This window comes from Modestobacter muralis, assembly GCF_010682105.1.
GTDB lineage: Bacteria > Actinomycetota > Actinomycetes > Mycobacteriales > Geodermatophilaceae > Modestobacter > Modestobacter muralis.
In genome coordinates this window covers 44,291-57,040 of the sequence record NZ_JAAGWH010000022.1, presented here as the reverse complement: position 1 = coordinate 57,040, position 12,750 = coordinate 44,291, and the positions used below count along the sequence as shown (strand labels likewise).

The 12,750-nt window shown below is 71.4% G+C and carries 13 protein-coding genes and 1 other RNA gene; 9 read left to right on the top strand and 5 right to left on the bottom strand.

What is annotated here, in order from left to right; all coding sequences use genetic code 11:
• Positions 1 to 5 precede the first annotated feature (5 nt).
• Positions 6 to 320 carry a DUF6343 family protein gene (locus GCU67_RS09740; protein WP_163611026.1) on the bottom strand — a complete coding sequence of 105 codons (315 nt, stop codon included), beginning with the start codon at positions 318 to 320 and terminating at the stop codon, positions 6 to 8.
• A 46-nt stretch (positions 321 to 366) separates the two neighbouring features.
• On the opposite strand from GCU67_RS09740, the gene prfB reads away from it, so the two are divergent.
• The 3 genes from prfB to ftsX all read left to right on the top strand — a co-directional run bounded on the left by prfB (position 367) and on the right by ftsX (position 3,209).
• On the top strand, positions 367 to 1,491 hold the full coding sequence (prfB, locus tag GCU67_RS09735) for a peptide chain release factor 2 (protein ID WP_163611025.1): 1,125 nt from the start codon (positions 367 to 369) through the stop codon (positions 1,489 to 1,491).
• 93 nt (positions 1,492 to 1,584) lie between these two features.
• Complete coding sequence (ftsE, locus tag GCU67_RS09730; protein ID WP_163611024.1) at positions 1,585 to 2,274, top strand: cell division ATP-binding protein FtsE; 690 nt, start codon at positions 1,585 to 1,587, stop codon at positions 2,272 to 2,274.
• Between the two features lie 50 nt (positions 2,275 to 2,324).
• Positions 2,325 to 3,209, top strand: a complete 885-nt coding sequence (gene ftsX, locus GCU67_RS09725; protein WP_163611023.1) for a permease-like cell division protein FtsX — start codon at positions 2,325 to 2,327, stop codon at positions 3,207 to 3,209.
• A gap of 244 nt (positions 3,210 to 3,453) precedes the next feature.
• Here ftsX and GCU67_RS22795 read toward each other — a convergent pair whose 3' ends face one another.
• A complete protein-coding gene (locus GCU67_RS22795) occupies positions 3,454 to 4,257 on the bottom strand; it encodes a DUF559 domain-containing protein (protein ID WP_163611022.1) in 804 nt (267 codons plus the stop codon).
• A 228-nt stretch (positions 4,258 to 4,485) separates the two neighbouring features.
• Between GCU67_RS22795 and smpB the strand changes: the two genes are divergently transcribed.
• The 4 genes from smpB to GCU67_RS09700 are packed head-to-tail and all read left to right on the top strand — an operon-like array spanning position 4,486 to position 7,288.
• Positions 4,486 to 4,962: an SsrA-binding protein SmpB gene (gene smpB / locus GCU67_RS09715; RefSeq protein ID WP_163611021.1), complete on the top strand. Its 477-nt coding sequence runs from the start codon at positions 4,486 to 4,488 to the stop codon at positions 4,960 to 4,962.
• A gap of 4 nt (positions 4,963 to 4,966) precedes the next feature.
• On the top strand, positions 4,967 to 5,890 hold the full coding sequence (locus GCU67_RS09710) for an NADP-dependent oxidoreductase (protein WP_163611020.1): 924 nt from the start codon (positions 4,967 to 4,969) through the stop codon (positions 5,888 to 5,890).
• A gap of 15 nt (positions 5,891 to 5,905) precedes the next feature.
• Positions 5,906 to 6,283: a VOC family protein gene (locus GCU67_RS09705; protein ID WP_163611019.1), complete on the top strand. Its 378-nt coding sequence runs from the start codon at positions 5,906 to 5,908 to the stop codon at positions 6,281 to 6,283.
• 21 nt (positions 6,284 to 6,304) lie between these two features.
• Positions 6,305 to 7,288: a GNAT family N-acetyltransferase gene (locus GCU67_RS09700; protein ID WP_163611018.1), complete on the top strand. Its 984-nt coding sequence runs from the start codon at positions 6,305 to 6,307 to the stop codon at positions 7,286 to 7,288.
• Positions 7,289 to 7,348: 60 nt separating this feature from the next.
• Here the strand turns inward: GCU67_RS09700 and GCU67_RS09695 are convergent, their stop codons facing one another.
• Both GCU67_RS09695 and GCU67_RS09690 read right to left on the bottom strand, forming a co-directional pair.
• Positions 7,349 to 8,860 carry an MFS transporter gene (locus tag GCU67_RS09695; protein ID WP_163611017.1) on the bottom strand — a complete coding sequence of 504 codons (1,512 nt, stop codon included), beginning with the start codon at positions 8,858 to 8,860 and terminating at the stop codon, positions 7,349 to 7,351.
• Between the two features lie 113 nt (positions 8,861 to 8,973).
• Complete coding sequence (locus GCU67_RS09690; RefSeq protein ID WP_163611016.1) at positions 8,974 to 9,621, bottom strand: TetR/AcrR family transcriptional regulator; 648 nt, start codon at positions 9,619 to 9,621, stop codon at positions 8,974 to 8,976.
• A 348-nt stretch (positions 9,622 to 9,969) separates the two neighbouring features.
• Here GCU67_RS09690 and GCU67_RS09685 point away from each other — a divergent pair, with 348 nt between their 5' ends.
• The gene (locus tag GCU67_RS09685; RefSeq protein WP_163611015.1) at positions 9,970 to 11,121 is read left to right on the top strand and encodes a CorA family divalent cation transporter; all 1,152 of its coding nucleotides are present in this window, start codon (positions 9,970 to 9,972) and stop codon (positions 11,119 to 11,121) included.
• A 132-nt stretch (positions 11,122 to 11,253) separates the two neighbouring features.
• Positions 11,254 to 11,631, top strand: a transfer-messenger RNA (tmRNA) gene (gene ssrA, locus GCU67_RS09680).
• An 87-nt stretch (positions 11,632 to 11,718) separates the two neighbouring features.
• Here ssrA and GCU67_RS09675 read toward each other — a convergent pair.
• Positions 11,719 to 12,648, bottom strand: a complete 930-nt coding sequence (locus tag GCU67_RS09675; protein WP_338104904.1) for a DUF808 domain-containing protein — start codon at positions 12,646 to 12,648, stop codon at positions 11,719 to 11,721.
• Between the last annotated feature and the right edge of the window lie 102 nt (positions 12,649 to 12,750).

Below are 12,750 nucleotides of genomic sequence, written 5' to 3'. Positions count from 1 at the left end.
GCCGGTCAGCCCGGCTCGCCGCGGAGCTTGCGGCGGGCCACGACGACCAGGTCGACCAGCGCGATCGCCGCCAGCACGAACAGCACGACGGCGAAGGCCGGCGAGACGTCCGAGCCCGAGGCCAGCACGCCCAGCACCGTGCACAGCACCAGCCCGAACGCGGCCAGCACCAGCCGCAGGGTCAGCGCGCTGCGGGCCGAGGCGGCGCCGCCGTCGGTCAGCGTGCGGGCCGAGTCGGGGATGCCGCGCGGGAAGTCCTCGCGCTCGTACTCGGTGAGGTCGTCGGGCACCGAGTGGTCGTCCGGGGGAGGCGTGCTCATGTCGTGCGGTCGTACCCCCTGGCGGGGCGCACTACCCTGAACTGCTGTGGCTGCTGACTTCTCCGTCGTCCTGGACGAACTCGACACGACCCTGAAGTCCATCGAGGCCGTGATGCGGGTCGACGACCTGCGCCGCGAGGTCGCCGACCTCGAGGCGAAGTCCGCCGCGCCCGACCTCTGGGACAACGTGGAGGCCGCCCAGGCGCTCACCTCGCGGCTGTCCTACCTGCAGGGCGACCTGCGCCGGGTCGAGGAGCTGCGCAGCCGGATCGACGACGTCGGGCTGATGCACGAGATGGCCGCCGACGAGGGCGACGAGGCCACCCTGGCCGAGACCGAGCGCGAGCTGGTCGGCATCCGCACCGTGCTCGAGGAGCTCGAGGTGCGCACCCTGCTGTCGGGGGAGTACGACGCCCGCGAGGCGCTGGTGACCATCCGCTCGGAGGCCGGCGGCATCGACGCCGCCGACTTCGCCGAGATGCTCATGCGCATGTACCTGCGCTGGGCCGAGCGGCACAAGTACACGACCGAGGTCTACGACGTCTCCTACGCCGAGGAGGCCGGGATCAAGTCGGCCACCTTCGCCGTCAAGCACCCCTACGCCTACGGCACGCTGTCGGTCGAGCAGGGCACCCACCGGCTGGTGCGCATCTCGCCCTTCGACAACCAGGGACGCCGCCAGACCTCCTTCGCCGGGGTCGAGGTGCTGCCCGTGGTGGAGACCACCGACCACGTGGAGATCCCGGAGAACGAGATCCGGGTCGACGTCTTCCGCTCGTCGGGCCCCGGGGGGCAGAGCGTGAACACCACCGACTCCGCCGTCCGGATGACCCACATCCCGACCGGCATCGTCGTCTCCTGCCAGAACGAGAAGTCCCAGATCCAGAACCGCGCCGCAGCGCTGAAGGTGCTGCAGGCCCGCCTGCTGGTCGTCCGGCAGAAGGAGGAGCGCGCCGAGATGGACGCGCTCAAGGGGGAGGGCAGCAGCTGGGGCAACCAGATGCGCTCCTACGTGCTGCACCCGTACCAGATGGTCAAGGACCTGCGGACCGAGGTGGAGAGCGGCAACCCCTCCGACGTCCTCGACGGCGGCCTGGACAGCTTCATCGAGGCCGGCATCCGCTGGCGGCGTCAGCAGGAGCAGGAGCAGGCGGACGGCAACGCCCTCTGACGGCGGCACCCGCGTCGCGTCGTTGCACACAGATTCGGGGCGCGCCGGGCGAACCGGTCTTGATGCGGTCCGGGACAGGTACCGTCGTCCCTCGTGATCGAATTGCAACACGTCACCAAGATCTATCCGACCAGCCCCCGGCCGGCCCTGGATGACGTCTCCATGCAGATCGACAAGGGGGAGTTCGTCTTCCTCATCGGTTCCTCGGGCTCGGGCAAGTCGACCTTCCTCCGGATGCTGCTGAAGGAGGAGAACCCCACCACGGGTGTCATCAAGGTCAACGACAAGAACCTGGGCACGATGAGCAAGTGGCAGGTGCCGAAGCTGCGCCGCACCATGGGCTGTGTCTTCCAGGACTTCCGGCTGCTGCGCAACAAGACGGTCGCCGAGAACGTCGCCTTCGCCCTCGAGGTGATCAACAAGCCCTCGCGCACGATCAAGCGCGTCGTCCCCGAGGTGCTGGAGATGGTCGGCCTCGACGGCAAGGAGAACCGGCTGCCCGGCGAGCTCTCCGGTGGTGAGCAGCAGCGGGTCGCGATCGCCCGCGCGTTCGTCAACCGGCCGCTGGTGCTGCTGGCCGACGAGCCCACCGGCAACCTCGACCCCGAGACGAGCCAGGACATCATGCTGCTGCTGGAGCGGATCAACCGCACCGGCACCACCGTCGTCATGGCCACGCACGACTACCACATCGTCGACTCGATGCGGCGTCGCGTGATCGAGCTCAACGACGGGATCCTCAGCCGCGACCAGAGCCGCGGCGTCTACGGCCTCGGGCGCTGAGCGATGGCCGCTGAGACGACCCGCCTGCCGCACCAGATGACAGGGAACTGATGCGCGTCAACTTCGTCCTCTCCGAGGTGGCCGCCGGGCTGCGTCGGAACCTGACCATGACCGTGGCGATGATCCTGACCACCGGGATCTCGCTCGGGCTCATGGGCACGGGTCTGCTGATCGCCAACATGATCGGCGACATGCGGGAGATCTACTACGACAAGATCCAGGTCTCGATCTACCTCGCCGACGGGATCACCGATCCGCAGCGGGACTCGATCGCGGCCCAGCTGGACTCCTCGCCGGAGGTCAAGGACTACGTCTACGAGTCCAAGGCCGACGCCTACCAGCGGTTCACCCAGCAGTTCCAGGAGCAGCCGGCGCTGATCGCCAACACCCCGGAGGACGCGCTCCCGGAGAGCTTCCGGGTCGAGCTGGTCAACCCGCAGCGCTACCCGGTGATCGCCGAGCAGTTCCCGAACGGGCAGAACGGCGTGGACGAGGTCCGCGATGAGGGCGACTTCCTCGACCGGTTGTTCAGCCTGCTCAACGGCGCGCGCAACGGCACCATCGCGGTGGCCCTCGTGCAAGCACTGGCCGCGTTGCTGCTGATCTCGAACACGATCCAGCTCGCGGCCTTCAACAGACGCAACGAGACCAACATCATGAGACTCGTCGGCGCCTCCCGCTGGTACACCCAGCTGCCGTTCATCCTCGAGGCCGCGCTCGCCGGGCTCATCGGGGCGCTGCTGGCGATCGGTGGGCTGGTGCTGACCAAGGTCCTGTTCGTGGACAAGACGCTGGCCGGGCCGATCAAGGCGGGCATCATCCCGCCGGTCGACTGGTCGGCGATCATCGCGATCTCACCGGTGATCGCCGCTGCCGGCGTCGGGCTGGCCGCCGTCGCCGCCTACGTCACGCTGCGGCTCTACGTCCGCCTGTAGTCCGCTCCGACGACGGCCCCGCGACCACCGGTCGCGGGGCCGTCGTCGTCTGTGCCGGTGAGTTCTGCGAACTCGTTGCCTCCGGGGCCGGGAAGCCACGAGATCGCAGAACTCAGCGCGGGACGGCGATGCGCAGCCGCGTTTGCGCCGGACGCCGCTCGCGGGTCCTGTGACGCAGGCGGACGTACCGGTTGGTTCTGCGTTCTCGTGGCCTCCGGGGCCGGGTGACCCGAGAGCGCAGATGTCACCGGTGGAGGGCGCGGGCCACGGTCGTCACCACGTCCTGTGGGCGGCCGAGGACGTCGGCGGAGGTGAACCGCAGGACGGTCCAGCCCTCCAGCACCAGCCGGTTCTGCCGGCGGAGGTCGTTCACGAACACCCGGCGCTCCCGGTGGACCTCGCCGTCGAACTCCACGACCACCTTCTGGTCCGGCCAGGCCAGGTCGCCGACCCCGATGAGCCGCCCGCGGTCGTCGACGACCCGGTGCTGCAGCGCGGGACGGGGCAGCCGCGCCTCGTGCAGCAGCCACCGCAGCACCGACTCCATCGGGGAGCCGGCCTGCCGGTCCGCGACGCCCAGCACGTCGAGAGCCCGGGCGGCTCCCCGTCCCGTGGGCCGCGCGGCGAGGGCACGGGACAGGTCGTCGGGCGTGCACAGGACGTCGAGCAGCTGGTCGGTGACCGCCCGCAGCCCCGGCGGTGGCAGTACGGCGGCCAGGTCACGCCAGGTCCGCTCGGGTGTGGTGACTGGCAGCCACCAGCGCCGCGTCACGTCCTCGGGGAGCAACGGTGCCCGGTGCAGGCGCCGGTCCTGCCGGTTGCGAGCCCGGGAGCCGGCGGGGACGGTCAGGTCGACGGGCTGCCCGGCCGCGACGAGCGGCACCTCGACCTGCGTGCGCAGGTCGGCGGCGTCGCGGGGGAGGTACGTGTCCCGGGACAGCCGGACGACGTCCGGGTGGCGGAGCTGCCAGTCGCCGACGCCCGCCGTCCGCGCGAGGGCCCGGGTGCTCGGGCCGGTGAGCGCGGACGGCGAGGGACGGCGGGGCACCGGCAGAGCGTGGCGGCTGGGCCGCCGGTCGCGCTGGCGTCATCCACAGGCGGGTCTGAGGTCTGCGATCTCGTGGCTTCCCGGCCTCGATGGCCACGAGAGCGCAGATCTCGACCGGACGACGGCCGGGGTGACCACGAGAGCACACATCTCGGGGCGCCAGCGCCGCACCGGTGGGCTGTGTGGAACCCGGTCGGCGGGGTGGCGGCGGCTCCGTAGACTGGGGGGATGCCGCGGGAACAGGGGCGCAAGTTCATCGCCCAGAACAAGAAGGCGCGGCACGACTACTCGATCCTCGACACCTACGAGGTGGGCCTGGTGCTCACCGGCACCGAGGTCAAGAGCCTGCGGATGGGTCGTGCCTCGCTCGTCGACGGGTTCGCCACGGTCGACCAGGGCGAGGTGTGGCTGCAGCACGTCCACATCCCGGAGTACACCGAGGGCACGTGGACGAACCACACCCCGCGACGCAAGCGCAAAGTGCTGATGCACCGGTACGAGATCGAGAAGCTGATCGGCAAGACCAAGGAGGGCGGGTTCACGCTCGTCCCGCTCGACCTGTACTTCAAGGACGGCAAGGTCAAGGCCACGCTCGCGCTGGCCAAGGGCAAGAAGAGCTACGACAAGCGCCAGGACCTGGCCGAGCGCGACTCCCGCCGGGAGATGGAACGCGCCTTCGGCCGCTACGTGAAGGGACGGCGCTGACCTCATGCGCGGCATCGCCTACGACTCGTTCGGCGACGCGTCGGTGCTCCGGCTCCGCGACGACCTGCCCGAGCCGCCCGTCGGGCCGGACGTCGTGCTCGTGCGGGTGCACGCGGCCGGCGTCAACCCGGTCGACATCGGCATCCGCGAGGGCCACCTGGCCGGGGCCTTCCCGCACCACTTCCCGATCGTCCCGGGCTGGGACGTCTCCGGCACCGTCGAGCGGGTGGGCCCGGCGGTGGTCGACTTCGCCCCGGGCGACGAGGTGTTCGGCTACGTCCGCCGGGACGACGTCCAGCACGGGACGACGGCCGAGCTGGTCGCCGCCCCGCAGCGCTGCCTGGCCCGCAAGCCCGAGTCGCTGAACTTCGCCGAGGCTGCGGCGCTCCCGCTGGCCGGGCTGACCGCCTACCAGGCGCTCACCGAGGCGCTCGACGTCGGCGAGGGCGACCGCGTGCTGGTGCACCGGGCCGCCGGCGGCGTGGGGTTCTTCGCCGTGCAGATCGCCGCCGCCCTGGGCGCACACGTCATCGGCACCGCGAGCCCGCGCAACCACGGCTTCGTCACCAACGCCGGCGCGGCCGAGGTGCTCGACTACAACGCCGGCCCGATCAGCGAGCAGCTCACGAAGAAGGTCGACGCAGTGCTGGACCTGGTCGGCGGTGCCGCCCTGGGTGACGCCCCGGACCAGGTCGAGGACCCGTCCCGGATCGCCAGCATCGTCGACCCGGTGGTGCGCGACCTCGGCGGGCGGTACGTCTTCGTCCGGCCCGAGTGGCACGACCTGGAGGAGCTGGGCCGGATGTCCGACGCCGGGCAGCTCCGGGTGGCCATCGCCAAGGCGTTCCCGCTGGAGCAGACCGCGGCCGCCCAGGCACTGGTCGCGGAGGGCCACGTCCGCGGCAAGGTCGTCGTCACGCTCGTCTGAACCCGGAGGTCCGCCGTGCCCCGCGTCGTCCTCACCGCAACCGTCCTCGGGACGCCGGACCCGCGCGGGCTGGCGCGGTTCTACCAGCGGCTGCTGGGCTGGCCGCTGCGGGACGACGCGCCGGAGTGGGCGACGCTGCGCCCGACCGACGGCAGTACTGGGCTGTCCTTCCAGCTCGAGGCCGACCACGTGCCGCCGGTCTGGCCGCCGGCGCCGGGCGCCCAGCAGATGCAGCAGCACCTCGACCTCGAGGTCGACGACCTGGACGCCGCCTGCGCGCTGGCCGAGGAGGCCGGGGCCCGGCCGCTGGGCGGGCACGAGGAGGACGGCGAGGTCGTGCGGGTCTACGCCGACCCGGCCGGCCACCCGTTCTGCCTCTTCACCCGTGCCTGACCGCTCGCTACGGTGCCGACCGTGCCCGAACCCCTGCTGCCCGACGGCCTGACCAGCACCCCGATCACCGCCGCGGACCTGCCCGCCGTGGCCGCCCTGCTCGCGGCCGCCGAGGAGGTGGACCGCACCGGCGAGCACTACGGAGCCGACGACCTGGCCGAGGAGTGGGTCAACGAGCTGGTGGACCTGCCGCGGGACAGCCGGCTGCTGCGCGCCGGGGACGACGTCGTCGGCTTCGGCACCGTGGTCGCACCACCCACGTTCCGGGACGCGGTGTCGGTGTACCTCGACGGCCGGGTGCACCCGGGGTGGCGGGGCCGCGGCGTCGGCCGGGCGCTGCTGGCGTGGCAGCTCGAGCGCGGCGGGCAGGTGCACGCCGAACGTCATCCCGCGGCGCCGGCCCGGCTGACCGCCTCGGTGCCCATGACCATGCCCGACGCGGAGGCGCTGGTCCGCCGGGCCGGCCTGACCGCCACCCGGTGGTTCCACACCATGCACCGGCCGCTGACCGACCTGCCCACCCCGCGGACGGTCGCCGGTGTCGAGCTGGTCGCCTTCGACCCGGCCCGGGACGACGAGGTGCGTCGGGCCCACAACCGGGCCTTCACCGAGCACTACGGCTCCAGCGAACGCGACGAGACGTCCTGGCAGACGACGTTCACCGGGTCGGCGTCCTTCCGGCCGGACCTGTCGGTGCTGGCCCTGGTCGACGGCGCGGTGGCGGCCTACGCGTTGGCCTACGTCTGGGAGTCCGACACCGCCGCGACCGGCCGGCGGGAGGCCCACTACGGCCAGATCGGCGTGGTGCCCGAGCACCGCGGCCGGGGGCTGTCGAAGGCGGTGATCGCCGAGGCGCTGCACCGGGCGGCCGTGCGCGACTGCCGGCTGGCCGGTCTCGACGTCGACAGCGAGAACGGCAGCGGGGCGCTCGGGCTCTACGAGGGGCTGGGCTTCACGACGGTGCGCACCCGCACCTCCTGGGTGCGGGAGCTGCCCGGGTCCTGAACGCAGACCGCCCCGCCGCGACCAGGTCCCGGCGGGGCGGTGTGTGCGGTGCGGGTGCGGTCAGACCGCGAGGGCGCCCTCGGTGGGGAGGTCGTCCTTCTTGGCCGAGATGAACACCAGGGCCGCGACCAGGGCGATGCCCAGCAGCACGGCGCCACCGATGAAGGCGACGTGGTAGCCCTGCACGAACGCCGAGCCCTGCGAGGTGCCCGGGTTGTCGACCAGGTATCCGGTGACGGCCGAGGCGTAGAACGTGTTCAGCAGGGCCAGGCCCAGCGAGCCACCCACCTGCTGCGAGGTGTTCAGCACCGCCGAGGCGATGCCGGCGTCGTGCTCCTCCACGCCCACCAGCGCGGTGCTGGAGGTCGGGACGAACACCGCGGCCATGCCGACGCTGATCACGATCAGGGCGGGCAGCACCTCGGTGACGTAGGAGCTGGTCTCACCGATGCCGGTCAGCCACAGCATGCCGGCCACGGCCATGGCCAGGCCGACGATCATCAGCGGCTTCGGGCCGACGCGGGGGAGCAGCTGGGAGACGATCCCGGCACCCACGATGATCCCGCCGCTGAAGGGCAGGAACGCGAACCCGGACTCCAGCGGCGAGTACCCGAGGGTCTGCTGGAAGTAGAAGGTCAGGAACAGGAAGATCGCGAAGATCCCGGCGCCCACCAGCAGGAAGATCAGGTACGAGCCACCGCGGTTGCGGTCGAGGACCACGCGCAGCGGCAGCAGCGGGTGGCTGGCGCGGCGCTCGTAGAGCACGAACGACACGAGCAGGACGGCGGCGGCGGCGAGCAGGGTCAGGGTGACCGGGTCGGACCAGCCCACGCCCTCCTCGGCGGCCTTGCTGAAGCCGTAGACCAGGGCGACCAGGCCCAGGGCGGAGAGCAGGACGCCCGGGACGTCGTAACGGCGGTCACCGGTGGCCCGGCTCTCCTTCACCAGCGAGACGGCGAAGATCATCGTGACGATCGCGATCGGCACGTTGACGCCCAGCGTCCAGCGCCAGGAGGCGTACTCGGTGAGGACGCCACCGAGGATCAGGCCGATGGCAGCGCCACCGCCGGAGATGGCACCGAAGACACCGAAGGCCTTGGCGCGCTCCTTCGGGTCGGTGAACGTGACGGCCAGCAGCGACAGCGCGGCCGGGGCGAGCAGCGCGGCGAAGGCACCCTGCAGGCCGCGGGCGGCGAACAGCAGCTCCTGGTTGGGGGCGATGCCACCGAGCGCGGAGGCGAAGGCGAAGCCGGCCAGGCCGATGAGGAAGGCGCGCTTGCGGCCGATGAAGTCCGCGATGCGGCCGCCGAGCAGCAGCAGCCCGCCGAAGGCCAGCGTGTAGGCGGTGACGACCCACTGGATGTTCGCCTGGCTGATGCCCAGGTCGATGGCGGCCTCGGGGATCGCGATGTTCACGATGGAGGCGTCGAGCACGACCATCAGCTGGGCGATGGCGATGACCGCGAGGGCCAGCCAGCGCTTGGGGTCGGGTCCGTCGCCGGCCGGGTGGCCGGTGGTCGACGCCGCGGAGACCGGGGTCCCCGACGACGTGGTGAGACTGTCTGAGGCCATGACGAGGCCGTCCTTCCTGCGCCGGGCGCAGTGGTGAGGGGTGTGGGCGAGCGGGGACGCGCGACCGGCGGCGCTGCGCGGTCGAGCGGGGTGAGCGGGCCTGACGGGCGGTGTCAGGCGGTGGAGGAGGTGCGCTCCCAGGCGGCGAGACCGGTGCCGACCCGGTGCAGGCAGTCGCGGATGGAGTCCAGGAGGACGTCGAGGGGGTCGGTGGGGTCCCAGACCTCGAGGGCGGTGATGTAGCCGGCCATGGCCGTGTTGAGCACCAGGCTGGTCTGCAGGCGGTCGCCGCCGGGGGTGCGTCGGCTGATCCACCGGTACAGGTCGGGCGCGAAGCTGTCACAGGTGGCCCGTGCGGACTGGGTGAGCCCGGGGTGCTGCTGCAGCACCCGCTTCTGGACGGGCAGCCACTCCGCGATCACGGTGGCCATGTCGACGAACAGGTCGGTCAGCGCCGGCCACAGCGGCTGGTCGTCCGTGTCGTCGGCGACGCGGGTGCGCCACTCGGCCAGCGCCTGGGGGTCCAGGTCGAAGGCGACGGCTTCCTTGGTGGGGAAGTAGCTGAAGAACGTCGTCCGGGAGACACCGGCCTCAGCGGCGATGTCCTCCACGCTCACTGCGTCGAACCCGCGCTCGCTGATCAGGCGCAGCGCGGTCGAGCGGATGGTGCGCCAGGCCTCGAGCTTCTTGCGCTCGCGCAGGCCCATGACGGCGGAGATGGAGCAGCGCGGGGTGCCCGCTGTGTGCCCTGTCCTCGCCATGAGGGAGAAGGTAGACCCAAACCTGAACGCAGTACAACTTCTTACTGCGTTCGCCTTTCGGTGTTCACCTGGACGTGGCCCCCGGCACCGCCTCCGGCCCGGCTCACCGGCTGTCCACCCGCCGGAGCTGCCGATGTCCTGCCGGGCGTGTCACGATGGTCGACGGCCCGCGGAGTGCACGCCGGCCGTCGAGGACGTCGGGAGGTGACCGGGCAGGTGCGCACCGAACCCCCCAGTCACAGTCCCGAGGTCCCCACCAGCTGACGCGCCCGGTCGACGTTCGACCCGGGACGGCGCACGGTGGGGACCGACCCGGCGTCCCCACCCCCGCGTCCTCCGGAGCCCCCCGTGACCGAACGCCGTCCTGCGCGCATCGCCCCCCGCGCCGCCCTCTCCACCCTCACCCGCCGGCCACGGCCGGTCATCGACGCACCGCGCCAGCCGGAGAGCCCGGTGGTGCAGGCCCCGGCCACCCTGCAGTCGCGGATGGTCGACAACGGCGTCTACGCCGCCGGCCGCCGGATCGCCACGCCGGCCTCGGCGGCGGAGAGCCACGGGTGGCTGACCGACGGGTTCGGCGACCGGATGGTGTGGCTGGGGCTCTACCGCCCGGAGCCGGCGCAGCTCGGTGAGCTCGCCGAGCAGTACGGGCTGCCCGACCTGGCCGTGGAGGACGCCATCCAGGCCCACCAGCGGCCGAAGTTCGAGCGCTACGGCGACACGCTGTTCGTCGTCCTCAAGGCCGCCCGGTACCTCGACGCGACCGAGGAGGTGGAGTTCGGCGAGCTGCACCTGTTCCTCGGCAAGGACTTCGCCATCACCGTGCGGCACAGCGAGTCCCCGGACCTCTCCCGGGTTCGCCGCCGGCTGGAGAGCTCGCCGGACCTGCTGGCCCGGGGGAGCGAGGCGGTGCTCTACGCGATCTTGGACGCCGTCGTCGACGGGTACGTGCCGGTCGTCAACGGGCTCGAGAACGACATCGACGAGATCGAGGTGCAGGTCTTCCGCGGTGACCCGCACGTCTCCCGGCGCATCTACGAGCTGTCCCAGGAGGTCGTGGACTTCCAGCGGGCCGCGCAGCCGCTGAACGGCATCCTCGCTGCCATCACCGCCGGCTTCGAGAAGTACGGCGTCGACGAGGAGCTGCGCTCCTACCTGCGGGACGTCGCCGACCACGTCACCGGCATCACCGAGCGGGTGGAGGGGTTCCGGCTGCAGTTGCGCGAGATCCTCACCGTCAACGCCACGCTGGTCGCCCAGCGGCAGAACGACGAGATCCGCGAGCTGACCGAGACCAGCATCGCCCAGGGCGAGGAGGTCAAGAAGATCTCCGCCTGGGCCGCCATCCTCTTCGCCCCCTCGCTGGTGGGCGGGGTCTACGGGATGAACCTGCAGATGCCCGAGGAGGACTGGCACCTCGGCTACCCGTTCGCGCTCATGCTGATGGTGCTGGTCAGCGCCACGCTGTACGTCATCTTCAAGCGCCGCGACTGGATATAGCGGAAGGACCCCCTTGCCCCCCACGCCTCACAGGCTCGACGCGGGCCCCTGCAAGGGGGCCGACGAGCGTCCCGGGGTCCCGGGGGAACACGACGGGGGTGCGAGCCGTTAGTCTCAACGCATAACTGCACAGGGGGTGATTGGTCTCGACTTCGGTCGTGAGGCCAGGGGAAGCGAGCCGAGGAAGGCAACGATGAGCTCGTTAACCATGCGTTGCACAACACACAAGCGCCGACTCCAGTCAGCGCGACTTCGCTCTCGCTGCCTAACAGCAGCTAGGCGAGTCTGTCAGCCCGGGCTCTGCCATCGGTCCGGATCCTGGCATCAGCTAGATGGCTTCACCGTGCGGATCGGTCGCGGATCTGCACGGGACACCCCACAGCGACTGGGCTCGTCACACCGACTTGTCAGCGGGATCGGTGGAGCCAAGCAGAGACAGAGTTGACTGCGCTCGGAGAAGCCCTGGCGTTGCGTCGGAGGACGCGGGTTCGATTCCCGCCACCTCCACATCGGTGTCCCGCGAGAGCGGGGATCCGGCGTGACGGCACCCCGCACCACCACGAAGGGCCCGGTCTGGAGACCGGGCCCTTCGCGCGTTCAGTGTGCGGCGGCGTGGCCCTTGCGGCGGTGCACCGTCAGCGTCATGACGACGACGATGAGCCCGCCGACGACCAGGCCGATCAGGGCGCTGGCCAGCGTGTTCACCAGCCAACCGGCGACACCGCCGACGGCGCCGAGGGCGTCGTGCGCGCCCTCCTCGAGGTGGTGCACCAGCGCGTAGGGGCCGTGCCAGCCGAGCTCGTCGGTTCCCACCAGCAGGATGTGCCCACCGACCCACAGCATCGCGGCGGTGCCCACGACCGTGAGCACGGTGAGCAGCTTGGGCATCGCGGTCACCAGACCACGGCCGAGCTTGGCCACGGCGGCACCCGGCCGCTGGGCCAGCGCCAGACCGACGTCGTCCATCTTCACGATCACGCCGACGAACCCGTACACGACGACGGTGATCAGCACAGCGACCACGGCCAGGATGACGGCCCGGGCGACGAAGGCCTGGTCGATCACCTCGTTCAGCGAGATCACCATGATCTCCGCGGACAGGATGAAGTCCGTGCGGACGGCGCCGGAGACGATGGTGTCCTCGTCCGGGGGCTCCTCGGACTCGGTGCCGTGCCCGGCCGAGTGGCCGCTGATCCGCCCCCACACCTTCTCCGCGCCCTCGTAGGCCAGGTAGCACCCGCCGAGCATGAGGATCGGGGTGAGCAGGAAGTCGGCGAACTGGCTGAGCAGCAGCACCGCCGGCAGCAGGATCAGCAGCTTGTTGCGCAGCGACCCGATCGCGATGCGCCGGATGATCGGCAGCTCGCGCTTGGCGGCCAGGCCGCGGACGTACTGCGGCGTGACCGCGGCGTCGTCGACGACGACACCGGCGGCCTTGACGCTCGCCCGTCCGGCGGCGACGCCGATGTCGTCGACGGAGGCCGCGGCCGCGCGCGCGAGCACGGCCACGTCGTCGAGCAGGGCCACGAGTCCACCAGCCACGGGAGGGCCTCCGGTCGGTCGGCAGTCAGGACCGGTCGATCATCGCCTGCCACGCCGTTCCGCGCTGGGACGTTGCCCCACGCACCC